The organism is Desulfuromonas soudanensis, assembly GCF_001278055.1.
GTDB lineage: Bacteria > Desulfobacterota > Desulfuromonadia > Desulfuromonadales > WTL > Deferrimonas > Deferrimonas soudanensis.
This window is the reverse complement of sequence record NZ_CP010802.1, coordinates 1,981,324-2,002,716: the sequence shown is the minus strand read 5'-3', so window position 1 is coordinate 2,002,716 and position 21,393 is coordinate 1,981,324. Positions and strand designations below refer to the sequence as shown.

The 21,393-nt window shown below is 61.2% G+C and carries 19 protein-coding genes and 1 tRNA gene; 8 read left to right on the top strand and 12 right to left on the bottom strand.

All coding sequences use genetic code 11. The features are described from left to right. Positions 1 to 53: 53 nt before the first annotated feature. The 3 genes from DSOUD_RS09055 to DSOUD_RS18440 all read right to left on the bottom strand — a co-directional run bounded on the left by DSOUD_RS09055 (position 54) and on the right by DSOUD_RS18440 (position 3,341). The gene (locus tag DSOUD_RS09055) at positions 54 to 1,517 is read right to left on the bottom strand and encodes an efflux RND transporter periplasmic adaptor subunit (RefSeq protein WP_232426424.1); all 1,464 of its coding nucleotides are present in this window, start codon (positions 1,515 to 1,517) and stop codon (positions 54 to 56) included. Between the two features lie 21 nt (positions 1,518 to 1,538). Then, positions 1,539 to 2,849, bottom strand: a complete 1,311-nt coding sequence (locus DSOUD_RS09050) for a TolC family protein (protein ID WP_053550706.1) — start codon at positions 2,847 to 2,849, stop codon at positions 1,539 to 1,541. Between the two features lie 345 nt (positions 2,850 to 3,194). Further along, positions 3,195 to 3,341 carry a hypothetical protein gene (locus tag DSOUD_RS18440; RefSeq protein ID WP_157671817.1) on the bottom strand — a complete coding sequence of 49 codons (147 nt, stop codon included), beginning with the start codon at positions 3,339 to 3,341 and terminating at the stop codon, positions 3,195 to 3,197. A gap of 251 nt (positions 3,342 to 3,592) precedes the next feature. On the opposite strand from DSOUD_RS18440, the gene DSOUD_RS09045 reads away from it, so the two are divergent. The 6 genes from DSOUD_RS09045 to DSOUD_RS09020 all read left to right on the top strand — a co-directional run bounded on the left by DSOUD_RS09045 (position 3,593) and on the right by DSOUD_RS09020 (position 10,319). After that, positions 3,593 to 5,245: a c-type cytochrome gene (locus DSOUD_RS09045; RefSeq protein ID WP_053550705.1), complete on the top strand. Its 1,653-nt coding sequence runs from the start codon at positions 3,593 to 3,595 to the stop codon at positions 5,243 to 5,245. Then, positions 5,245 to 5,724 (top strand): QcrA and Rieske domain-containing protein, encoded by a 480-nt coding sequence (locus tag DSOUD_RS09040; RefSeq protein WP_053550704.1) that lies wholly within the window; start codon positions 5,245 to 5,247, stop codon positions 5,722 to 5,724. Before DSOUD_RS09045 ends, DSOUD_RS09040 begins: the two co-directional genes overlap by 1 nt. 2 nt (positions 5,725 to 5,726) lie before the next feature. After that, complete coding sequence (locus DSOUD_RS09035; RefSeq protein WP_053550703.1) at positions 5,727 to 6,776, top strand: cytochrome b; 1,050 nt, start codon at positions 5,727 to 5,729, stop codon at positions 6,774 to 6,776. A 24-nt stretch (positions 6,777 to 6,800) separates the two neighbouring features. Further along, positions 6,801 to 7,325 carry a PCYCGC motif-containing (lipo)protein gene (locus tag DSOUD_RS09030; RefSeq protein ID WP_053550702.1) on the top strand — a complete coding sequence of 175 codons (525 nt, stop codon included), beginning with the start codon at positions 6,801 to 6,803 and terminating at the stop codon, positions 7,323 to 7,325. A gap of 76 nt (positions 7,326 to 7,401) precedes the next feature. Then, complete coding sequence (locus tag DSOUD_RS09025) at positions 7,402 to 9,474, top strand: M1 family metallopeptidase (RefSeq protein WP_157671816.1); 2,073 nt, start codon at positions 7,402 to 7,404, stop codon at positions 9,472 to 9,474. Next, positions 9,471 to 10,319, top strand: a complete 849-nt coding sequence (locus tag DSOUD_RS09020) for a ChaN family lipoprotein (protein ID WP_053550700.1) — start codon at positions 9,471 to 9,473, stop codon at positions 10,317 to 10,319. The genes DSOUD_RS09025 and DSOUD_RS09020 overlap by 4 nt, the downstream gene beginning before the upstream one ends. Positions 10,320 to 10,353: 34 nt before the next feature. On the opposite strand, the gene DSOUD_RS09015 is transcribed toward DSOUD_RS09020, so the two are convergent. Together DSOUD_RS09015 and DSOUD_RS17845 are read right to left on the bottom strand one after the other, a co-directional pair. Then, a complete protein-coding gene (locus tag DSOUD_RS09015) occupies positions 10,354 to 10,974 on the bottom strand; it encodes a general secretion pathway protein GspB (protein ID WP_053550699.1) in 621 nt (206 codons plus the stop codon). Beyond that, positions 10,971 to 12,608, bottom strand: a complete 1,638-nt coding sequence (locus DSOUD_RS17845; protein ID WP_082351178.1) for an ExeA family protein — start codon at positions 12,606 to 12,608, stop codon at positions 10,971 to 10,973. The genes DSOUD_RS09015 and DSOUD_RS17845 overlap by 4 nt, the downstream gene beginning before the upstream one ends. A 198-nt stretch (positions 12,609 to 12,806) precedes the next feature. Here DSOUD_RS17845 and glgP point away from each other — a divergent pair, with 198 nt between their 5' ends. Beyond that, on the top strand, positions 12,807 to 14,519 hold the full coding sequence (glgP, locus tag DSOUD_RS09005; RefSeq protein ID WP_053550698.1) for an alpha-glucan family phosphorylase: 1,713 nt from the start codon (positions 12,807 to 12,809) through the stop codon (positions 14,517 to 14,519). A 285-nt stretch (positions 14,520 to 14,804) separates the two neighbouring features. Here glgP and DSOUD_RS09000 read toward each other — a convergent pair whose 3' ends face one another. The 6 genes from DSOUD_RS09000 to DSOUD_RS08975 all read right to left on the bottom strand — a co-directional run bounded on the left by DSOUD_RS09000 (position 14,805) and on the right by DSOUD_RS08975 (position 19,057). Next, on the bottom strand, positions 14,805 to 15,566 hold the full coding sequence (locus DSOUD_RS09000) for a 7-carboxy-7-deazaguanine synthase QueE (RefSeq protein ID WP_082351177.1): 762 nt from the start codon (positions 15,564 to 15,566) through the stop codon (positions 14,805 to 14,807). Then, positions 15,538 to 15,909 carry a 6-carboxytetrahydropterin synthase QueD gene (gene queD, locus DSOUD_RS08995; RefSeq protein ID WP_053550696.1) on the bottom strand — a complete coding sequence of 124 codons (372 nt, stop codon included), beginning with the start codon at positions 15,907 to 15,909 and terminating at the stop codon, positions 15,538 to 15,540. The genes DSOUD_RS09000 and queD overlap by 29 nt, the downstream gene beginning before the upstream one ends. 19 nt (positions 15,910 to 15,928) lie before the next feature. Beyond that, the gene (locus DSOUD_RS08990; RefSeq protein WP_053550695.1) at positions 15,929 to 16,132 is read right to left on the bottom strand and encodes a DNA gyrase inhibitor YacG; all 204 of its coding nucleotides are present in this window, start codon (positions 16,130 to 16,132) and stop codon (positions 15,929 to 15,931) included. A gap of 138 nt (positions 16,133 to 16,270) precedes the next feature. Further along, positions 16,271 to 16,345, bottom strand: a tRNA-Gly gene (locus tag DSOUD_RS08985). A 13-nt stretch (positions 16,346 to 16,358) separates the two neighbouring features. Beyond that, entirely contained in the window at positions 16,359 to 17,690 is a 1,332-nt protein-coding gene (locus DSOUD_RS08980; RefSeq protein WP_198300299.1) for a tRNA nucleotidyltransferase/poly(A) polymerase-related protein, read from the bottom strand. 62 nt (positions 17,691 to 17,752) lie between these two features. Then, positions 17,753 to 19,057, bottom strand: coding sequence for an aminotransferase class I/II-fold pyridoxal phosphate-dependent enzyme (locus DSOUD_RS08975; protein WP_053550693.1), 1,305 nt, complete (start codon positions 19,055 to 19,057; stop codon positions 17,753 to 17,755). Between the two features lie 269 nt (positions 19,058 to 19,326). Here DSOUD_RS08975 and DSOUD_RS08970 point away from each other — a divergent pair, with 269 nt between their 5' ends. After that, positions 19,327 to 20,220, top strand: coding sequence for an AEC family transporter (locus tag DSOUD_RS08970; RefSeq protein WP_053550692.1), 894 nt, complete (start codon positions 19,327 to 19,329; stop codon positions 20,218 to 20,220). 57 nt (positions 20,221 to 20,277) lie between these two features. On the opposite strand, the gene DSOUD_RS08965 is transcribed toward DSOUD_RS08970, so the two are convergent. Next, positions 20,278 to 21,141 carry an ABC transporter substrate-binding protein gene (locus tag DSOUD_RS08965; RefSeq protein WP_053550691.1) on the bottom strand — a complete coding sequence of 288 codons (864 nt, stop codon included), beginning with the start codon at positions 21,139 to 21,141 and terminating at the stop codon, positions 20,278 to 20,280. Positions 21,142 to 21,393 lie beyond the last annotated feature (252 nt).

Genomic DNA, 21,393 nt, shown 5'->3' with positions numbered 1-21,393 from the left:
ACCGATCCGACCGACCAGCCTGATCGATCGATAGGTCGGATCAGGCCGGCCGACTAAAAGAGCTCTTCAAGATCAGCCTCGCCGGCAGGCTCAGCACTGGGTTCCTTCTTAGGCTCCAGCATCTTCTGGATCACCTCGCGCAGCTTGCTCTCGGAGTCGAGCATGAACTGGGCGCTGGTCACCACCCTCTCGCCTTCGAGCAGACCCTGCGCGATCTGCAGGTACCCTTCCTCGTCCTGCAGTCCGATCTTGAGCTTGCGGGGTTCGAACTTGCCCTCACCAAGGGCCACGAAAGCGATCCGTTTCTCGCCGGAGTTGATCACCGCCTCGGCAGGAACGGACAACACGCCCCGGACCTCACTCCCCTTGATACGCACATTTACGTACATGTCCGGCTTGAGTTCGAAATCCGGGTTGGCGAATTTTAGCCGGGCCTTGACGGTCCGGGTCTTGGGCTCGACGTAGGGATAGAGGTAATCGATCTTCGCCGTGATGGTCTTGCCGCCGGCAAAGGGGAGCCGGACCTCGGCCTCCTGGCCGACCTTGACCCAGGGGAGCTCGTATTCGTAGATGTCGGCGTAGACCCAGACGTTGGAGATGTCGCCGATCTTGAACAGCTCCAGGCCGGCCTTGATGAACTGTCCCTCGAAAGCCATCTTCATGGTGACGATTCCTTTGAAGGGGGCGTACAGGGTCAGGGTTTTGCGCACGTTGCCGGTCTTTTCCAGTTCGGCGATCTGCCGGTCGCTGATGTCATAGTATTGCAGCCGCTTGCGGCTTGATTCCAGCAGGCGCTCGGCCCCTTGGGCAATCTGGGGAAAGGCGCTCTCCTTGAGCGTTGCCCGGTTGCGCAGGGCGAGCAGGTACTCTTCCTGGGCGGAGACCAACTTGGGACTGTAGATCTCCAGCAGCGGCTGCCCCTTCTTCACCACCTGCCCGGTCTCGTCGACATGGAGGCGCTCGATCCAGCCTTCAACCTTGGCGTTGACCGAATAGACCCGCGGTTCGTCATAGCCGACCAGACCGACGGTGCGAATGGTCCTATGCAGGGTGCGCCGCTCCACGAGGGCGGTGCGCACCCCCATGTTCTGGGAGGTGACCGGATCGATGGAGATCACCGCTCCAGCCGGAGCCTCGTCCTCGTAGACCGGCACCAGGTCCATCCCCATGGGAGATTTGCCCGGCTCGTCGCGGATGTAGGTCGGGTCCATCGGCGCCTGCCAGTACTTGATCTTCCGCTCACCCTTCGGCTTTTCCGCCGGCCCGGCGTCTCCCGTTCCGGCCTTGAGCGGCGTCAGGGTCATGCCGCAGATGGGACAGGTGCCGGGTTCGTCCTGGATGATGAAGGGGTGCATGCCGCAGGTGTATTTCTGCTTTTCGGCGTGGGCGGGGGACGGTCCGCTGAAGGGGAGCCATCCCATCTGCCCCGCGCACTGCACGGCATACCAGCCCACGCCGGAGAGGGTCAATAATACACTCAAGGTAACAATCAGAAAAAGCCTTCTGGGTCGCATCATGAATTTATTCCTGGATCGAGGTTATCGGGAAGGGGTTTCGGGGCGGCTTGCGAAGGAGACGCCTGCCGCCGCTTCGAGTTGGGCCACGTTGCGCTGGTAGTCGGCCAGCACCCGGTGGTAGTCGATTTCGTAGCGATAGAGGGTCAGCAGGCTGTCGAGCAGGTTCAGAAAATCGACGTCGCCGACCTGGTAGGCGGCCAGGCTCGCCTCGAAGGTCTGCCGCGCCTGTGGGATGATGCCGGTCTTGAAGAGGGCGACCAGATCCCGGTTCTTTTCCATCTGGGCGTAGGCGTCGCTGAGGGTGAAATGGACCCGGTTGCGGAAATCGTCGTACTGCCGCCGGGCCATGCGGATGCCCAATTCGGCCTCGGCGACCGTCTCGGAGCGCTTCTGCCGCCAGATCGGCAGGTTGATACTCACCCCGGCACTGACGAAGTCGGTCCCCTTGGCCGGGTCGCCATCGACCTCCTCGCGGAGGCGATAACCGGCCCAGACGTTGAAATCGGGGTAGTAGTCGAGTCGAGCCAACTTGCGCTGGCTCTCGAAGCGGTCGATCAGAGACTGGTAGGAGACGTAGAGGGGCCGCTTCTGCTGGGAGAGTTCCTGCAATGCCTCAAGGCTTGGCTCCACCGGCGTCATATCCAACGCTTCGGCCGGGTTCGTGGGCGACGTGGAGGGACGGGACAGGAGCGTATTGATGTCGGCCAGCACGGTGAAGCGCTGCTGGCGCAGGGTGAAGAGCCGGTCCATCAGCTTGGAGCGCTCGACCTGGGCCTTGAGCACGTCTTGCTGGAGGCCGGTTCCCACCTCGTACTTCGTCTCGGTCAGCCGGATGAAATCGTCGAGGATGTCGATATTCTGTTGAGTGATGGCGATCGCCTTGTCCTGATAGTACAGGCGATACCAGGCGTCCTTGACTTTCTGCGCGAGCTGAAGTTTGCCGTCCTCCCATGCCCCCTTGTACCAGAGCGCCTGCTGCTCGGCCATTTCTCCCTTGGCTCCGAGTTTCCCCGGAAAGGGGAACATCTGGGAGAGCTGGATCTCCTTTCCCGTCATCGGCGTCTCGTCCGCCTGGAGGCTGTCAATGGGATAGTTGGAGAAGGAAAATCCCAGCCGCGGATCGTCGAGGGTCTGCGCCGGAGTCACCTTGCGTTCGAACATCTGCCACCGCATCTCGGCCGCCTGGAGTTCGGGATTCTTCTCAATGGCCGCTTCGACCAGCGCGTCAAGGGTCATCCCGACAGTTGCCTCGGCCGCCCCCTTCGTTGCCGGTCCCAGAAGGACCAGGGAGAGGGCGATACAGAGGAGTGCGGTTTTCGCCGCTCTTTTCATGGTATTGCTCCTAACATATAAAAATAAAAACATAATTGCCGGATTGCAAAGTATAATGCAGGTCCCGATCAAACACCAGCATGTCACTGTTTATTTCACGGATCGTGCCCAAACATAAAAGGCCGTAGAAATCGGGACCTGCGATTGGTTGCCTTGGGAAAGAGGGAGAACATGGAGAATATTCTTGTGGCGAATGTAGAATATTCTTCAATTGGTCCGGGGCCAAACGTTGATAGTGGGGCGCTAAAGGCCCCACAGACCCCAGGCCTTTGGCTTGCCGCCAAGCAATACGCGAGGGCGCCTCTTGGCTGCCCTCGCGTATGAAACCATTTGTCTGCAACAACCCTAGTTTGTAGCCGGCGTGTCGAACTGGTAACCACAGGCGGGGCACTTGATTTGCTTGTAAGAGTGCTTGTGCGACGGCGTCGTTGCACAGGCAGCGAGCGACAAAGCGATCACCATTGCTACCAACATGGACAGAATACGTTTCATCCGTTTCACCTCCTTCCCCGAAAATTTTTTTACCATCCGTAAGTTAGATCTGTTCAAGCCTTATGCCAAAGAGGATTATCAGCCACCCTCTGGCTTGGGGGCAACGGACAGCTCCGCCTTAAAAGGGTTATTTCCACTCCCCCGCAGGCCAACCCGGCTGGCCAATCCCCTTAACAATGGCTAAACTTGACTGCGCATCCCTTGGCACGGCACGTGAATGTTGTTCAGTGACCGCTTCGGAGCCCAATAGCATGAACAACGGACCAAAAAAACCGCCCTTCTGGATCGACCGCCTGCTTATGTTCGCGGCTCTGCTCGCCTGCCTCTGTGCCCTGACGGTGCTTTTCGTCGGCTGGCAGCGTGGCCGTCACCATCACCACGGTCTGATTTCCGACATCACCGTCAACCTGGGGGGGCGACCGCAACGGGAGCACTGCACCACCTGCCACCCCGGGGGCGGAAGGCCGATCACCGCCGGCGAACACACCCACCAGGGACATCCGGACATCGCCCCCCACTCGCCGGAGAGGCTCGGCTGCACCGGCTGCCACCTCGGCGAAGGGATGGCCTTGGACGAAACGATCTCCCACGGCCTCCCCGGTCTGGGGGCGCGCACTGTTTTGAAGGGGAAGGAGATGCAGGCCAGCTGCTTCCGCTGTCATGAACCGGGACCGCTCCCCGGGGCAGAGCGCGCCTGGAGCGGATACCGCCTCTTTCTGGAGAAGGCCTGCGACACCTGTCATCACGTGGCCGGCCTGGGACGTGGAGGGCGCTTCGGCCCTGACTTGAGCACCATCGGTTCCCACTTGGGACTGGCGCAGATCGAGGTGGCGATTCGCGAGCCGAAGAAGGATCCGAAAAATTCGATCATGCCGCGTTTTCCCCTTTCCAGCGCCCAGGTCGCGCAGCTTGCCTATTTTCTCAAGAGCCGGGTCAGGGACCCCTACTACGCCACCCCGATGCAGGTGCAGGCCGGCCGGATCTCCCTGCCGGCGCTGCCGGCAGAAGCCGGAGCAGGCATCCTGCGAGGGAAAAAGTGCCTGGCCTGCCATCGGTTCGGCGAGGAGGACGGTCGAATAGCGCCGGATTTGACCTACATCGGCGACCTGCGCAGTGCCGACTTTCTCGGGGAGTTCCTCGCCAACCCGGGCCGGCTCATCCCCGGCGCCGTCATGCCGACGATCTCCCTGAGCGATGAAGAACGAACTCAGATGCTGCGGCTGCTGACAACCGAGGCGGTCGGTCCGGTCTCCCTTCATGGCCAAGCCGTAGCGGAAGAAGCCGGCCACGACGGCCATGGCGCAGCGGCAGACCCCGCCGCCAAGCACCTCTACATGGCCCTCTGCCAGCGCTGCCATGCCGCCGCCGGCGATGGCTTCGGGCCGATCCAGCCGAATCTGGCCGCCTTCCCACGGGCTTTTGCAGGCAACGCCGGATTTTTCCGCCGCGTCGCAGACGAACGCCTCGCCGGAAGCCTCGAGAAGGGTATTCCCGGCACCTCCATGCCCCCCTACGGCCGCCTCCTGGACCGGGAGAGCCGCGAGCGCCTCCTCGACCTCCTCTTCGGCGCCTTCATCGGCGTACCGCGCCAAGACAAGGCAGAACTGCCGCCGCTGCCCGCCCGTCCGGCGGTACGGGCAGAGGATACGCTCTTCGACAAGCTCTGCCAGAGCTGCCACGGCGTCGCCGGCACCGGTACGGGGCCTGAGCATCTGAAGTACCTGCCACGGCCGCGCAACCTGACCAATCGCCCCTATTTCGCCCCCCAGGACGACGAGCGGATCGCCCGGTCCATTGCCGACGGCATCCCCGGTACGGCCATGCCGGCCTTCCGCAACCGATTGAACGGCGAGGAGTTGTGGGCAATGGTGGAGAAGGTGCGCACATTTTCGGAGAGCAGGTAATGACGGATCGGAAGACGATGGACCGACGGCAGTGGCTGGGCAGGACTTTCCTCTACGGAACGGTCGGGACCACTTTCGCCGCCCTGGGCGTCTTCCTGCTCGACGTCTGGCTCTCTGCCGGGCGCTTCTCCGCCGCCCACTGGACGGACCTCGCCCCCCTCGATCTTCTGCCGGCCGACGGGGCTGTCCCCTTCCCGGAAAAGAAGGTGGCCCTCATCCGCCGGGGGGAGCGGCTGGCGGCACTCAGCCTGGAGTGCACCCACCTCGGCTGCCTGGTCAACGCCGTCGATCAGGGCTTTTTCTGCCCCTGCCACGGCAGCCAGTTCGGTCCGCTGGGCGAGGTCTGGTCCGGCCCGGCAAACCGTCCCCTTCCCTGGCATGCCGTCCGCGCCCGGGAGGGGCGGCTCTGGATCCATACCGCCGACAAACGGTCGACGCCCGACTGGCTTGACATAAGTGGCGAACAGGAGAAGGTCTGACCATGGCCAAAGAGAGGCGAAATTTTTTCGACCACCTGCACGCTCCCACGATCACCCTCCGGGCGCTCCATCCCCTGACGACCCTGGGACTCGGTATCGCTGCCCTCACCTGTCTCGGCGTACTGCTCGCCACCGGCCTGACCCTCTTTCTCTACTATGTGCCGGAGCAGCAGGAGGCATACGAACGCATCCTGCACATCACCACGACCCTGCGATTCGGCGCCCTGGTGCGCAACTTGCACTTTCTGGCGGCCAATGCCCTGGTCATCCTGGCCGTGCTCCATCTCGGGCGGGTCTTTCTGACAGGGAGCTACCAAAACCGCCGATTGAACTGGGTTTACGGACTCTTTCTTCTGCTGCTGATCCTGACGGCAAACTTCACCGGCTACCTCCTGCCATGGGACCAGATTTCCTATTGGGCGGTCAAGGTCGGTTCGAGCCTGGTCGGATACTATCCGTTTTTAGGCCCGGTGCTGCAGACTTTCCTCCTCGGCGGCGAAGCGATTGGCCCGGAGACGTTATCGCGAGCCTTCGCCCTGCATGCGGGCGCAATTCCCCTGGCGATTCTCGTCCTGTGCGCCCTGCACCTGTGGCGCATCCGCAAGGATGGCGGCCTTGCCGCCGCAGTCGGAGATCCGGGGGAAAAGGTGCCGGCCGAGCCCTGGCTCTACCGGGCTGAAGGCGCCGTGGCTTTGCTGACCCTGGCCGCCCTGCTGGCCCTGTCGCTCATCATCGATGCGCCTCTTTACGAGCGCGCCGACCCCCTTCACCCCCCCAACCCGGTCAGGGCCCCCTGGTACTTCGTCGGCGTCCAGGAGATGGTCAGCCACTCGGCCTTTCTCGGCGGGGTTGTTTTTCCTACCCTGATCGTTTTCTTTTTGTTCCTGGTTCCCTTCCTCGACCGAGGACCTTTCTCCGGCGGACGCTGGTTTGCCCGGGAGAGACGCTGGCTGAACATCCTATTTCTCGTCGTCCTCCTTGGCCAGGTCGGTTGTATCATCGTCGGCCAATGGTTCCGGACGAGCAACTGGCAGTTGTACAACCCCTTCTGACCCCCAACTCAGGGAGATCGTCTTATGAAACGAATTTTTAGATTTTCCGTATTTTTCCTGGCTGGCGCGGCCCTTCTCACCCCTTTCACGGCCCTTTCCATGGATGCTTTTCAGCAGAAGGAATTCGACCGGATTGCGAAGATGAAGATGGCCGATCTGACCAGGGAGTCCGCCGCCCTGCTGGAAAAGAAGTATCCCGAGCAGGACTGGGAGGCAAGCAACTTTCCTTCCTTCGTCTTCACCAGCGAATCCGTGGAGGTCGGCTACAAGATCGCGGTGGTGGAACCCGAGTTGCTGGGGACCGCCAACGTCGCCGTCAAGGAACAGGGGATTCCCTGCTACTGCTTCTGCGATGCCATGGGGCATAAGAGTCTTCTCTCCTGTTTCTGGCAGGAGGGGAAGGCGGGAGGCCAGTTCGACGATCATGCCGCCGGCTGCAATATCTGCTACGGCCAGGCCATGCTCGCCTTTCTCTGGAAGAACCTCGGGGCAAGCGACCAGGAGATCCTTCAGGGGATGGAAAAGAAATTCGCCCGGGCCAGACCTTAACCGTCCTGACCGTGTCCTGCGGCAAAGGCAGCCAGGGCAATGCCGTTCGTCCCTTTTTCGGTTATAATTGCCGGCAATGAACTGGCCTGGATTGCTCATTGCTGCCATCGTCTCCTGTTTCCTCCTCCCCGTGCCGTCGGCGCTGGCCTCCCCGACGATCCGACACCTCGACCTGCGTCTTCTCCTCGCACCCGAAGAGGGGAGAGTGGAGGGGACCGCCGTCATGACCATCGGCCCCGATGGCGCCTCGCAACTTATCCTGCTGATGGCGCCGCAGGCCCGCATAGAACGTGTCGAGCTGGCCGGACATCCTTCCTTCTACGATTGGCACAACGGCCGGCTGACCCTTCCCCTGCCGGCAGCCAGACGAAGGGAGGAGATCCTGGTCACTGTCCGCTATGCCGCCACCTTCGGCGATGCTGTTCCGGAGAGCCCGGCCCACAGCGAGGATCCGACCTACGGAGTCTCGGCATCCGTCGGCCCGCGGGGGACGTTTCTTGCCGAAGGGTCCGGCTGGTATCCGGAGCTGCCTGGCAGCCGGTTCCTCTTGCGCCTGTATCTGGAAGCTCCGGAGGGAATCGAAGGGGTGACATCGGGGATCCGGGTCGAGCGGGGCACACGGGACGGCCGCAGCTTCTCGCTCTGGCAGACGACCACCCCCCGGACCGGGGCGACGCTCGTTGCAGGCCCCTACCGCCTCCGGGAAGAAGCCGCCCCCGGCATCCCCGTCTCCACCTACTTTTACCCCGAACACGCGGCGCTCTCCGAGGTCTACCTCGAGGCCGCCAAGGGGTATCTGAAGCTCTACAGCGACCTCTTCGGCCCCTACCCCTTCCCGCGATTTTCCGTGGTTGAAAATTTCTTCCCCACCGGGTACGGCTTTCCCGGCTGGACCCTTCTCGGCAGCACGGTCGTCCCCCTCCCCTTTATTGTCGAGACGAGTCTCGGCCACGAAATCGCCCACTCCTGGTGGGGGAACGGCGTCCGGATCGATCCGTCCGGAGGAAACTGGTCGGAAGGCTTGACGACCTACCTGGCCGACCATTTATACAAGGAGCGCTCTTCAGCCGCCGAGGGGCGAGAATACCGGCAGAAAATTCTCCGGGATTATGCCACCCTGGTGCCCGCAGGGGAGGATTTCCCCCTTTCGGCCTTCGTCTCCCGCACCAGCAAGGCGACCCAGGCGATCGGCTACGGCAAGGGAGCCATGGTCTTTCACATGGCGCGCAAGAGGGTCGGCGACAGGGCGTTCTGGGGAGGCCTGAAAACCCTGGCGACCGACCGGATGTTCCAAGGCGCCGGCTGGGACGATTTTTCCCGGGTCCTCAGCGCAACCGGGCATGTCGATCTGCGCCCCTTCTTCCGGCAGTGGGTCGAGGTCCCCGGAGCGCCGTCCCTGAGCTTGGAGGAGGTCGAGATCATCCGAACCTCCGGCTCCTGGACGGTGACCGGAACCATCGTCCAGAGCCTTCCGGCTTATGATTTGGCCATCCTGCTGCGTCTGGAAACCGACGACGGACTTCTGGAGGAGACCGTTGCCGTCGCAGGCGAGCGTACCCCCTTCACCCTGCGGAGCAGCGCTCCCCCCCGCCGTCTTCTCCTCGATCCGGAGGTCGACCTCTTCCGCCGCCTGGCCCCCGAAGAAATCCCCAAAACCGTCAATGCCTTGCGCGGAAGCCGCTCCCTGGTCGTCGTCACGGCAAGCGGACTTCCTCCGAAGGCTCTGGTTGCAGGGCGCACCCTTCTGGCCGCCTTGCGTAAGGAATCGTCCCCGCTCTACGGTGAAGACGAGGTGACCGCGGCAACCCTGCAGGGGCACGATATTCTCTGCCTCGGCGTTCCGAAGAACAGGGCTCTTCTCCCTCCCCTCCCCCGCCAGCTTTCTCTAAAAAGAGGCGGCTTCACCGTCAATGGGCAGTCTTTTTCCCAGAGCGAAGCCTCCCTCTTTTTCGCTCTTGCCGACCCCCAAAAGCCCACCCGCACCCTGGCCTTCTATCTCCCCCAGGCGGGACCTGAAGTCGGGAGTGATGCCAGAAAAATCCCCCATTACGGCAACGACAGCTATCTTGTTTTTGTCGGTGACCGAATGCTCCTGCGGGGGACCTGGGAGACGGGACGATCGCCCCTGATCCGGGAGATTTCGCCATGAAGCGCCTCTTCCCAATCCTGCTTGCCGGCCTGCTTGCGCTCGCCACACCCATACCGGGGAAGGCTCACATTCTCCAGCTGGACGAAGGCAAATACGTAAGCTTTGCGGAGGTGCTCAAGGACCTGAGCACGACCCGCGTGGTGTTCATGGGGGAATTGCACGACCATGCCGGCCATCACCGGGCCCAGTTGCAGGTGATCAGGGCCTTGCACAATAGAGGAGTCACGCTGGCAGTGGGGCTGGAGATGTTTCGCAGCGACAGCCAGCAGGCGCTGGATCGCTGGGTGGCAGGGGAGAGTCGCGAAGAGGAGTTTCTCAGGGACTACGAGGAAAACTGGAGCCTGTGGCCGGTCTACCGGGAGATTTTCCTCTTTGCCCGGGAGCACGGCGTGAAACTGGTGGGGCTCAATCTTTCACGGAAGATCACCGGGCAGGTGGCAAGCAAGGGGATGGACTCCCTTTCCCCCGAACAGCTTGGGGAACTGCCGGGGGTGCGCTGCGTCGTCGACCCGCCCTATCGCAGCTTCATCCAGCGCACCCTCGGGGCCCATGTCCACAAGGGGGCGGTCTTCGAGAATTTCTGCGAGGCCCAGCTCCTCTGGGACACGGCCATGGCCCGGACGCTGATGAATTTTCTCGGCACCCACCCGGAGCATCTGGTGGTCGTTCTGGCCGGCAGCGGCCACGCCTGGCATTATGGAATTCCCAGGCAACTGCGGGACCTGGGAGAGACGAACCTGCGTGTTCTCCTCCCGGAAATTCCCGGAAGAATCGAGGAGGGAACGGCGACGGCCAATGAGGCCGATTACCTGATGATCGGCCTCGACCGGGGGGGGCTCCACTAGGAGCCTGCCAGACTATCCATGAGCCTTCAGGCTCCTAGTCGGGATTGCCGAGTCCGACCTCAAAGGTCCGGCCGTCCTTGACGAAGCGGACCCGGTCTTCGAGGATCTCTTCGATGCGCGCTCCCTCGATCAGGGTCCCTTCCATCACCGGGAGTTCGTTGACCACGGCAAGCCGCCCTTCCCTGTCCTGCTGGTAGGCGATCCCGGTGACGATCAGCGCCGGAATTTTATCGAGGGCTATTTTTTCCGGTCGAGCTGCGTCGGGTGAGGAGCGAAAATCCTCGAAAATAACTGAGGGTTCATGGGGTATGTCCCCGTCGGAATTGGCATTTCTTTCTGCGGACTGTTCCGGAGGGTTTTCCCTGGCAGCTGAAGAGTTTTCAAGACCTTCGACTCCAGGATTGATGATTTCCTCTCCAGAGGGAGACGTCGCGCGGGAGAGACCCTCTGTTTTTTCGCCGATTCCCGACAGCAGAAGGACAATAACTCCCGCCGCCGCGACAAGGGGAACGATGCTCAGGAGAAGAAGTCGAAAACCAGTCCCTGAACGCCTGCCGCTGTGGCGCAGGATATCCCGGGCGATATCGACCGGAGCGTCGGAACGGGAGACCTTTTCCGCCTCCACCTTTTTCAATGCCTTGAGGATCGAGCTCATCGCCGCCCTCCTTGTTTTGCCGCGCCCAGACGGGGCGTCTGTCCGTCCTGGGCCTCCTGGTAGAGGAGGAGGAGGGTCTGGGGGCCGACCCGGCCGTCCTGGGCAATGCCGCGCCGCCGCTGAAAGGCAGTGACGGCGGAAACGGTCTCCTTGTCGAAAATTCCGTTCACCTCTCCGTCGAAAATACCGGCATCCTGCAGGAGTCGCTGAACGCCGGCCACCCCGGCTCCTGTCATGCCGGGATCGAGGAGATAGGGGAGATTCCGGGAATTCTTCCAGAGGATGTAGCCGTGGCCGAACCAGAGTTCCCGCAGTTCGTTCAGGGTCAGGGTGGCGCGGCCGGCCAGGGGAGGGGAAATGCCTGCCCATTCCTCCTCCAGGGAAACCAGGGCCAGATAACGATGGCCCGTCGTCCCGGGGAGAGAGAGTTGAAGAAGCAGCGGAACATCCATGGCCCGAAGGGTGTCGACGCTTCCGCGAAAGGGGGTAAGGCTGAGGCCGCGCTCGCTGGCGACGCGCACTCCCCCCTGAGGGAAGGTCAGTTCCTGGTCCTCGGGGAGAGGCGCCGCTCCCCATAGGGCGGCCAGAACGTTGAAAGAGCGGGTGGCGCCCCTCCCCTCATTCTGGCCGGCCAGTTCCAGGCGCAGAGCCTCGAGGGATTGCCCTCTATCGACGGTCGGCAGAACCGCAGGGGCTTCCGGCGCCGCGGCAATCTGGCCGGGGAGCCGGAATGACTCGGGGGGAAACCCCACCAGTGCAAGGGTGCCCAAAAGGAGGACCGTGGTGGCCAGGACCAGAGGGAGGATGAGGCGTCGTCTTTCGGGGGCGATAACCCGCCGCAGTTCGCCGATGGCGGTGGCAATCGCGGAGGCCGAAACCTCCCGGGCATCTTCGGCATAGGCGACCAGCAGTCCCCGGTCGCAGAGGATGTTGATCAACCGCGGATATCCTTTGGAAAAACGGTAGATTTTTCTCACGGCAGCGGGCGTGAAGAGACGATTGCTCCCTCCGGCCACCCTCAGTCGATGCTCGATATAGGCGGCCGTATCCTCAAAATCCATGGGGCGCAGATGATAGCGCACGGTAATCCGCTGGCTGAGCTGCCTGAGCTCCGGCCGTTCGAGGAGGGTTCCGAGTTCCGGCTGGCCGACGAGGACGATCTGGATCAGTTTGTCCGTTTCCGTTTCGAGGTTGGAAAGGAGGCGGATCTGCTCCAGGACCCCGGCCTCGAGATTCTGTGCCTCGTCGATGACCAGGACGACGGTGCGGCCGGCGGAATTTTCCTGCAGCAAAAAGGCGTTGAGAGTGGCGAGAAGTTCACCGGCGCCGGCACCCTCAGCGGGGATGGCGAATTCGCGGTTGATGCTGCGCAGCAGTTCGAGGGAAGAGAGGCTGGGGTTGAAGATCAGGGCCAGACGGTAACCTTCGCCGCCGAGTTGGGAGAGAAGGGTGCGCAACACCGTCGTCTTCCCCGTTCCAACCTCGCCGGTGACCTCGATGAAGCCCGAATGGTTGCGTACTCCGAAGAGGAGATGGGCGAAGACTTCCTTGTGGTTCTTGCTCAGGAAGATATAACGGGGATTGGGCGTGATATTGAAGGGTTTTTCCGACAGGCCAAACGTTTCGCAATACATCGGTTCAGGAGTCCTCTGGGCGTGACGCCCTTTCTCGGGGTGGAGCGGTGCGTCAAATGTTCCACAGTTCCTGCGGTATTTCAAGGACAAACCGCCCGGCACTGAATTCCCGAGCGCTCCCTGCCGACTTTGTCCGAAAGTATTATCTTTGCGCCAGATCGAAGGGTGCTTTGACTGGTCGGCCCGAGGGGAGAATCGATGAATGAATGGAAGCGTTTTACCCGAGAACCGAAAATTGCCTACTTTTCCATGGAAATCGGTCTCTCCAATGAGATTCCCACCTACAGCGGCGGACTCGGCGTTCTCGCCGGAGATACCATCAAGAGTGCCGCCGACCTCAAATTGCCGATGGTGGCCGTCACCCTGGCCTCCCGCCAGGGGTATTTCCGGCAGGAAATCGATCCCAACGGCTGGCAGCGGGAGCATCCTCGCCAATGGCGCCCGGAAGAGCTCACCGAGCGGCTGCCGGCCAAAATTCTCGTCACCCTCGAGGAACGCGACGTCAAGGTGCAGGCCTGGCTCTATTGCGTCAAAAGCCCGACCGGCGGCGAGGTCCCCGTCCTCTTTCTCGACACCGACATCCCCGGTAACGACGAGCAGGACCGGCGCATCACCGATCAGCTCTACGGGGGCGACAGCGCCTGCCGTTTCAAGCAGGAGATCGTCCTGGGGATCGGCGGTGCGCGCATCCTCGAGGCGCTGCGCTTCACCATCCGCAAATACCACATGAACGAAGGACACGCCAGCCTGTTGACCCTCGAACTCCTGAACCGCTATCGTCGCCCCCTGGAGGACACCTGGGACGAAAGGGCTTCCTGGGACACCCGCCGCGTCATGGACCAGTGCGTCTTTACGACCCATACCCCTGTCGAAGCCGGTCACGACCGTTTCCCCTACCCCCTGGTCCAAAAGACCCTCGGGGAGATCGTTCCCCTGACCCTGTTGCAGGAACTCGGCGGCAAGGAGGAATTGAACATGACCCTCCTCGCCCTGAATCTGAGCCGCTATGTCAACGGCGTTGCCAAAAAACACGGGGAGATTTCCAAGGCCCTCTTTCCCGGCTTCGAAATACACGCCATAACCAACGGGATTCATCCCTTCACCTGGGCCTCCCTCTATTTCATGGATGTCTACGATCGATATCTTCCGGGCTGGGCCAATGAGCCGGAGTTGCTGGTCAGGGTCGACAACATCCCCGACGGGGAGATCTGGGAGGCCCACTGCGGTGCCAAGGCTTACCTTTTCCAATACATCGCCGAGACCACAGGAGAGGTTTTCGATCCCGAGGTTCTGACCATCGGTTTTGCCCGCCGGGCGGCCGCCTACAAACGCGGGGACATGATTTTCAGTGACCTGCAGCGCCTGCTGCACATTGCCCAGGGGAAGGTGCAACTCGTCTTCGGCGGCAAGGCCCACCCGAAAGACACGGAGGGGAAGGAGATGATTCAGCACATCCTTCAGGAAATCCACGCCCTCAAGGGGAAAATCAAGGCCGTCTATCTCGAAAACTACAACATCGATGTCGCCTCCCGCCTCATTCCCGGAGTCGACCTGTGGCTGAACAACCCGCTTCGTCCCCTGGAGGCCTCGGGTACCAGCGGCATGAAGGCGGCCCTCAACGGTGTGCCGAATTTCTCCGTGCTCGACGGCTGGTGGATCGAAGGACACATCGAAGGGGTGACCGGTTGGTCCATCGGACCGCCTCCGGCCGACTCGATCCTCTCGGAAAACCGGGGGGAGGAGGATGCGGACGACCTGTACAAAAAACTCGAATCGGTCATCCTCCCCCTCTACTACCAGGATCGGCCGGGGTGGATCAGGGTAATGAAAAACGCCATCGGCAAAAATGCCTATTACTTCAACACCCACGTCATGATGCGGCGCTATGTGACCGAAGCCTATCTCCGCTGATGACGAGAAAAAAGCCGCTCCCGAGGGGAGCGGCCGGCAAAAATTCCCCAGAAGCCTTGTATATGCCTGTTTACAGGGAGCCTAAAAGATTGAGCCTCCGTAACAGTGCTTCCATCTTGACGGGTTTGAGAAGATGGGCATCGGCGCCGGCGGTCAGCCGAATGGTGTTAAAGGGCCTGCCTTATCGAGAGAGTCCGCGTTACACTGACAACCTTTTTATCAGGACCCAGGTTTACCCCTCAAGTTTTGAGAGATTCAATCTGTTGGCCGAGGGAGGAAAGGCCGTCAAAGCAGATCGATGAAACGGTGGGTCTGGGGGATAACCAGAGTCTGGGGATGAATTCGGGCGGCGAGTCCCTGCAGGGCAAGGAGATCGGCGCCACGGAGTCCGGAGCGCCCATCGCGGGTCACCGGCTGCAGAATCAGCAGGACATCATCACCGGCCTCATGGACGAGGGCCGCCGCCTCCTCCAGCTCTTCACGGCTCACTTCTTCGCCGACAACGAGCTTGACGCAGCAGTTTGTGCGGCGGGCCAGGTGCAGAAAATCGCGGTGGGCTTCCCAGGGGGTCGGTACCCCGGTCAGGCTGGCGAGTTTGAGATCCATGGAGATCCAGTCGAGGTGGGGAAGGAGCGGCTCGAGGAGGGCGGGAAGGGTTCCGTTTGTTTCGAGGTGAAGGGGGAAAATGCGGCGAAGAACGGGGAGCCATTCCAGAAGAAGCTCCCCCTGAATCAGCGGCTCCCCGCCGGTGAGGCTGATGGAATGGTGAACGCCGGGAGCGACGGTCTGCCAAGCGTAGAGGAGGTTGTAGAGGGTCTCGAGGGCGACGGGATTGGGGAGGTCGCAGAAATTCCCCGAACCCGGAGCATCCTCCACCCGGCAGGAAATGGTCGGCTCAAAAGGGGTGTCGCAGTAGGCGCAGTCGAGATTGCAGCCGGCCATGCGCACGAAGACCTGCCGGCGGCCGATCAATAGCCCCTCCCCCTGGATCGAGGAAAAGATCTCGATGAGCGAGCCGTCAGTCGGCGGTATAGCTGGCGCAGGCATAATCGGATTCCCAGACGTTGACCTTGGTGACCCGGACATTGTCGTTATTGAAGGTTTCGCTGAGTTTTTCAAAGAGAAAGCGGGAGAGGTTTTCCGAGGACGGACTGATCTCGGTAAAGGGCGGCAATTCGTTGAGATACTTGTGGTCGAGAAGGCCGAGAACCTCTTTGGTCTCGCTCTTGAGGATCTTGAAGTCGATCCCAAGCCCCGCCTTGTCGAGTTCCCGGGCCGAAACCGTCACTTCCACCTTCCAGTTGTGACCGTGGAGATTTTCGCAATCCCCCTGATAATTGATGAGGTTGTGGGCAGCGGCAAAGTGGGTGTAAACCGTCAGATGATACATCGAGACTCCTTGTCACGGACTATTTTTCAGGGAAGGGAATGAGATTGTTCAACTGCTCGGGGTCGACCTTTTCAGCGGCGACGCGATATTCTTCCTCGGCCCAGCGCCCGAGATCAACCATGCGGCATTTTTCTGAACAGAAGGGACGAAAGGGATTCCCCTGCCAGGGGGCGGGGGTTGTGCAACGCGGGCAACGGACGGTTTTCGGCGGTGTGTCGGCCATGGAACTTCTCCTGCGGCAAGGATTAAATCTTGGTTTCGGATTTCATTCTACCACAGGGGGGCGCAGGCCTCAACGCCCTGGAGGAATCCCAACAAAAAACCCCGGTCGCTGACGCGTCTCCGGGGTTTTATTGTTTTTTGGAGCGGGAAACGGGATTCGAACCCGCGACCTTCAGCTTGGGAAGCTGACACTCTACCACTGAGTTATTCCCGCAAAGAGGTGCGCATTATAGGAAGATATCCTCCTCCTTGTCAATATTTTTGTTTTTACGTGAAATCAATAAGTTACGGGCCTGTTCGGGTGTTTCAACCGTCCCCTCGATCTCCGCCTGCCGCAGGATACCAAGGGCCCGGCCGACCTCGGGTCCGGGAGAGAGACCGAGCTCCCGACACAACCATCGGCCATCGACCAGATCGGGGATCCGCCCGGCCACCATGACGGTCGCCAGATCCCGGAGGAGCGCGGCCCCCTCACCGGGGGTGAAGGGGGGAGGCTCGACCAGCGCCGAAAGGAGAAGGAGGGCAAGGCGCGGACTCGGACCGAGACCGGCTACCCACAGAGCCCGACCCCTCGGGGACCTGGGCAACTGCGGCCATTCGGATCCGACTCCGGGATCCAGTTCCACCAGGGAACGGACGAGTCTCTGGTGGCTGCGGCACAGGCGCAGGCGCTCCTCGAGGATCCGGGCCAGATCGGTTGGGTCATAACCGCGGAGAAAGGCGGCCAGCTTCAACACCCCCCAGCGGGAAAAGCCATCGAAAAGGATCTCCTCCATCGGGTTGAAGAGCTCCCTCCCCTCCTCGCCTCCGTCACCCCTCCGAACCAGTTCTTCACAGCGCAGCGCCAGGGAGATTCCACACGAAGTTCCGCCTTCGGCCCGGGAGGGGCCGAAGAGGACCGGCAATAGATGGAGGTCCTGTAGCAGAGACAATCCGCGCGCGATGGACGGAGCGGAAAAGATAGCGGCCAATTCCCCGCGGATCCGCTCCGGGGCGGGCCGGGAGGCCAGATAGGCCTTTGCCTCCATCAGGGCACGGGTCCCCTTCTCGATCTCCAGACCCAGGGTCACGCCGTGTCGGACACCGCGCAGGACCCGCAGGGGGTCATCGTCAAAGCACCTGTCCGAACAGGCTCGAAGAAGCCCCGCCTGCAGATCCCTTTTTCCGCCGCAGGGATCGATCAGCCGTGGTTCTCCGTCGATGGAACAGGCCATGGCGTTCACCGTAAAGTCCCGCCGTTCCAGATCGCCGCCGAGATCCGCGGCGCGAAAGGGGGCGAAGTCGTAGGTGAGACTTTGACCGGCGACGGTGGCGACCACCCGGCTCTGCTGACGCGACCTGTCGAGGGAAAACCATGTCCCTTTGACTCCGGCGGCAAAGCGTCGGGCCAGGGGCGAAGGATCGCCGGGAGTGGCAAAATCGAAATCCGTGGACCTGCGTCCCTGAAGCCAATCCCGCAATGCACCGCCGACCAGGTAACAGGGTTGCCCCGGTTCCAGGAGCTGCGGCATCTGCGGGAGGACGGCGGCGGCGGTGAGGATGTCGATCAGGTTCTTCATGGACCCCTTGAAATAAAAAAGGCCCGCCATCTCTGGCGGGCCGGTAATCCTAGGCGCAGTCGTCAGGAAAGGTCCTGCACGGCCTTGTAGATAATGTCAAAGAGCTCCTGAATGTCTTCCTTGGCGATGCAGGAAAAGGCGATGCGCAGGTCGGTCTTGCCGATGGAGATGGCGCCGACGCCGTACTTGTCGAGAAGGTGGAGCCGAAGCTTTTCGGCATCCACCGTCTTGAGCTTGAGGCACATGAAGTACCCGGAGTTGAAGGGGTAGTACTCCCAGGCGCTGCCGTACTTGCCGCTGTCGAGAACCTTTTTGGTCTGCAGGGCGCGCCCCTTCATGACCTGGAGTTTCTCTTCCTTCTGGGCCAGGAAATCCGGGGATCGCAGCGCCTCGATGACGAAGGTCTGGGAGGGGTGCGGGCAGTTGGAGATGCGGGCCCGGATGATCCCCATGGTCTTCTTTTCGAGGGCGGTCATCACCGGCGTGTTCTCGTATTCGTTGCCGTCGGCGAAGGTGATGAATCCAGTGCGGAAGCCCCAGACGAACTCCTCCTTGGTGGCGCCGTCGAGCTTGATGGTGAGAATCCGCGGATGCAGATTGGCCAGTTTGCCGAACAGGGACTCTTTCAGAGAATCTTCATAGAAAAGACCGAAATAGGCGTCGTCGGTGATCGCCACGATGTTGCATCCCCCTTCGGCGACTTCCTTGATGGCGGCGACGATGGCGTCCCCTTCGGCGACGGTGGGGGTGTAGCCGCTCGGATTGTTGGGGAAGTTGAGGAGGACGATGGCCTTCCCCTTCTCCTCGGCGGTGTTTTTCAGAACGGCCTTGAAGGCATCGACGTCATAGCCGCCGGTTACGGTGAAGGTCGGATATTTCTTGACGATGGCCCCGCTGCAGGTGCCGAAGGTCAGGTTGTAGTTCCCCCAGAGCATGTCCGGCAGAACGAGATGGTCCCCCTTGTCGACGAACATGTCGGCGACGATGGAGAGGCCGTGGGTCAGGGCGTTGGTGACCACCGGGTTGCTGAAGTGTTTTCCCTGCTGGCTCGGATTCTCGCGCAGCATCTTTTCCCGCCACAGAGCGCGCAGCTCGGGCTTGCCGGCCGGCGGTGCATAGGTATAGATATCCTTGGGATCGAAGGCGGAGAGCTTGTCCTGGATGCACTGCAGGTACATCGGGCCGCCCTTTTCGGTGGCGATGCCGATGGTGGCATTGAACTTGTGCGCCTTATCCTTGGCTTCTGCGGACTGGGTGAGAATCCCTTTGGGGAAGAAGAGGTTCTTCCCGAGATCGGAAAGCATTTCCAGAACGTGGGGGCTGTGCTGGGCGAGCTGGTCGTTCAGTTCTTGAGCCAACGGATTCATCATATCCTCCTGAAACGAATAAGAACTATCGGCGGCACCATTCATCCCGGCAGATCGGAATCGGTGAAACCGCAGGCTATTAAATCAGTATGATCGAGCCCTTGTCAACGGGAATAGTAAAGACATTTCATGTATACCAGAAATAATCGGACCGGGTGGAAAAATGCCGATTTGCAAGGTCTCTTCCTGGACCTCCTGGGATGTTGCACCACTGTCCCCGTCATGCTAGTCTCCCCTGTCTGATTCAGGAGTCCCGCGCAGGAGCCGCCATGCTGTTCATCGAAATCATCGTCCCGGTTTTTCTGATCATCCTGGCCGGATTTTCCCTGGAAAAGGCCTTCCGCCTCGATTTTCCCACCCTGACCAACGCCTCCCTCTATCTCTTTACCCCCGCCCTGGTCTTTGCCGCCCTGATGAAGCGGGAGATCCGCTTCGACCTCGCCCTGGAGCTGGGCCTGTTCATGGTCCTGTACACGGCGATTCTCCTCGCCATCGCCGTCCTCTGCGGGCGGGGGCTGCGCATGGACCGGGAAACCCGGGGAGCCCTGGCCCTCTCCACGGTGATGATGAATGTGGGAAATTTCGGTCTCCCCCTGGCCTGGTTCGCCTTCGGAGACCGGGGGCTCGAGGTCTCCATCCTGATCTTTGTTCTCTTCAACATCCCCCTCGGCACTCTGGCCATAGTCATTGCCCAGGGAGGGAAGGCCCCGCTCTCCACGGCCCTGGCCAACACGGCTCGAATTCCGATCTTCCATGCAGTGGCCCTCGCCTTTATCCTCAAGGCGATGTCGATCCCGGTCCCTCTCTTTTTACTGCGCCCCATCGACCTCCTTGGCCAGGCGGCCATCCCCCTGATGCTCGTCCTTCTCGGCATGCAGCTGGCCCGCACCCGGCTGCAGGTTTATCCGGGATTCCTCTGCCTCGCCACCCTGATGCGCCTGGCCCTGGCTCCCCTGATCGCCTGGGGACTCTGCGACCTCCTCGGCCTGCAGGATTTAACCCGCAAGGTCGTCATCCTCCAGACCAGTACCCCCTCCGCCGTCCTCCCCCTCCTCTACTCCCTGCGCTTCGGAACCCGTCCCGATCTGGTTGCCGGCGCCATCTTTACCACCACCCTCCTCAGCGCCTTCTCCCTGACCTTCCTTTTATACCTGCTGCAATAAAAAAGGACGGGGCTCTCCCGTCCTGGAAATCTTTAACGACCCTCGGATCTCCATGAGCTACCTGATGACCCGCGTCGCCATGCTCAGCGCCTGAAACGGCACCTTGTAGCCGAGACTGCGCGCCACGTTGAGATTGATCACCAAAGAGACCTTCCGCGGGGTACGTATCGGGAGGTCTCCAATTTTCCTGCCGTCAAGAATCTGCCGCAGACAGTCGGCGAGAAGCTCCCCCTGTTCGACGGGGTCAGCCTCCAGGGAAATCAGTCCGCCCCCGTCGCTCAACCCCGGGATCTGCCCGAGGAGCGGCAGGGATTTTCCCCGTGAAAAATCGACAACTTCCCCAAGACCGAGGTGAAGTGCCGGACTCTCGGTGATATAGAGTGAATCTATTCTGTCAGCGAGAAAGGAGAGAGCCTCGGAAATCTCGCGCGGATCTTCGATGTCCCTTTTCAACACCTCGAAGCCGAAGCCGCTCCCGAGATCCTCGATCTTTTTTACCTGAAGAAGCGATCCGAGGTCCGAGGAAGAGAAAAGCACCCCCATGCTCCGGACGGCATGAATCTCCCGGAACGTTTTCACCAGCGTCTCCAGGGGGGTCTTGCTGCTGATACCACTGAGATTCCCCCCGGGGCGCAACGGATCCCGGACCAGATGAAGGGCCACGGGATCGTAGACATCGGCAAAGAGAACCGGGGTCTTTCTGACTTCCGACTTGGCCGCAAGGGTGGCGGAGGCCCCGTAGGTGATAATGATGTCCGCTCCGATCCCCACCGCCTTGCGGATGCTGTTGGCCCAGGAAATCGGGTCGGGGTTGGGGGTCTGGAGGTAAACCTCAACGCCTCCATCGTCGGGGATCGTCCCTTCGATTTTCTCCATGAAGGCGGCATGAGCCTGGCGATAAGACTCCAGATCGCCGGTCATGATTACGGCAACGAACAGTCCCCGAGCGGAAACCGGTCTGGATGGAAACAGTCCGAAGAGGACTAAGACCAGAAGGACCAGATACGATCGTCGGGAATATTTCGCTGCGCAGTCGGACAAGGTCATTCGTTCTGCCGATTGGAGTTGTCAGGCTCGTGCTGCCGAAGGGGCTTGTTGCTGTCGCCGAAAGGCTCAACCAGGTTTTTCATGACCAGATATGGCAAGGAAGAAAGATTCGTGCCATATCGCCGG

Bases quoted from the DNA above. Each gene is read 5' to 3' on its own strand.
- queD (WP_053550696.1), bottom strand. From the start codon at position 15,909: ATGTATCATCTGACGGTTTACACCCACTTTGCCGCTGCCCACAACCTC.
- DSOUD_RS08980 (WP_198300299.1), bottom strand. From the start codon at position 17,690: ATGAAGAACCTGATCGACATCCTCACCGCCGCCGCCGTCCTCCCGCAG.
- DSOUD_RS09045 (WP_053550705.1), top strand. From the start codon at position 3,593: ATGAACAACGGACCAAAAAAACCGCCCTTCTGGATCGACCGCCTGCTT.
- DSOUD_RS08970 (WP_053550692.1), top strand. From the start codon at position 19,327: ATGCTGTTCATCGAAATCATCGTCCCGGTTTTTCTGATCATCCTGGCC.
- glgP (WP_053550698.1), top strand. From the start codon at position 12,807: ATGAATGAATGGAAGCGTTTTACCCGAGAACCGAAAATTGCCTACTTT.
- DSOUD_RS17845 (WP_082351178.1), bottom strand. From the start codon at position 12,608: ATGTATTGCGAAACGTTTGGCCTGTCGGAAAAACCCTTCAATATCACG.
- DSOUD_RS09055 (WP_232426424.1), bottom strand. From the start codon at position 1,517: ATGATGCGACCCAGAAGGCTTTTTCTGATTGTTACCTTGAGTGTATTA.
- DSOUD_RS08965 (WP_053550691.1), bottom strand. From the start codon at position 21,141: ATGACCGGCGATCTGGAGTCTTATCGCCAGGCTCATGCCGCCTTCATG.
- DSOUD_RS09015 (WP_053550699.1), bottom strand. From the start codon at position 10,974: ATGAGCTCGATCCTCAAGGCATTGAAAAAGGTGGAGGCGGAAAAGGTC.
- DSOUD_RS09000 (WP_082351177.1), bottom strand. From the start codon at position 15,566: ATGCCTGCGCCAGCTATACCGCCGACTGACGGCTCGCTCATCGAGATC.
- DSOUD_RS09050 (WP_053550706.1), bottom strand. From the start codon at position 2,849: ATGAAAAGAGCGGCGAAAACCGCACTCCTCTGTATCGCCCTCTCCCTG.
- DSOUD_RS09030 (WP_053550702.1), top strand. From the start codon at position 6,801: ATGAAACGAATTTTTAGATTTTCCGTATTTTTCCTGGCTGGCGCGGCC.
- DSOUD_RS09020 (WP_053550700.1), top strand. From the start codon at position 9,471: ATGAAGCGCCTCTTCCCAATCCTGCTTGCCGGCCTGCTTGCGCTCGCC.
- DSOUD_RS09025 (WP_157671816.1), top strand. From the start codon at position 7,402: ATGAACTGGCCTGGATTGCTCATTGCTGCCATCGTCTCCTGTTTCCTC.
- DSOUD_RS18440 (WP_157671817.1), bottom strand. From the start codon at position 3,341: ATGAAACGTATTCTGTCCATGTTGGTAGCAATGGTGATCGCTTTGTCG.
- DSOUD_RS09040 (WP_053550704.1), top strand. From the start codon at position 5,245: ATGACGGATCGGAAGACGATGGACCGACGGCAGTGGCTGGGCAGGACT.
- DSOUD_RS09035 (WP_053550703.1), top strand. From the start codon at position 5,727: ATGGCCAAAGAGAGGCGAAATTTTTTCGACCACCTGCACGCTCCCACG.
- DSOUD_RS08990 (WP_053550695.1), bottom strand. From the start codon at position 16,132: ATGGCCGACACACCGCCGAAAACCGTCCGTTGCCCGCGTTGCACAACC.
- DSOUD_RS08975 (WP_053550693.1), bottom strand. From the start codon at position 19,057: ATGAATCCGTTGGCTCAAGAACTGAACGACCAGCTCGCCCAGCACAGC.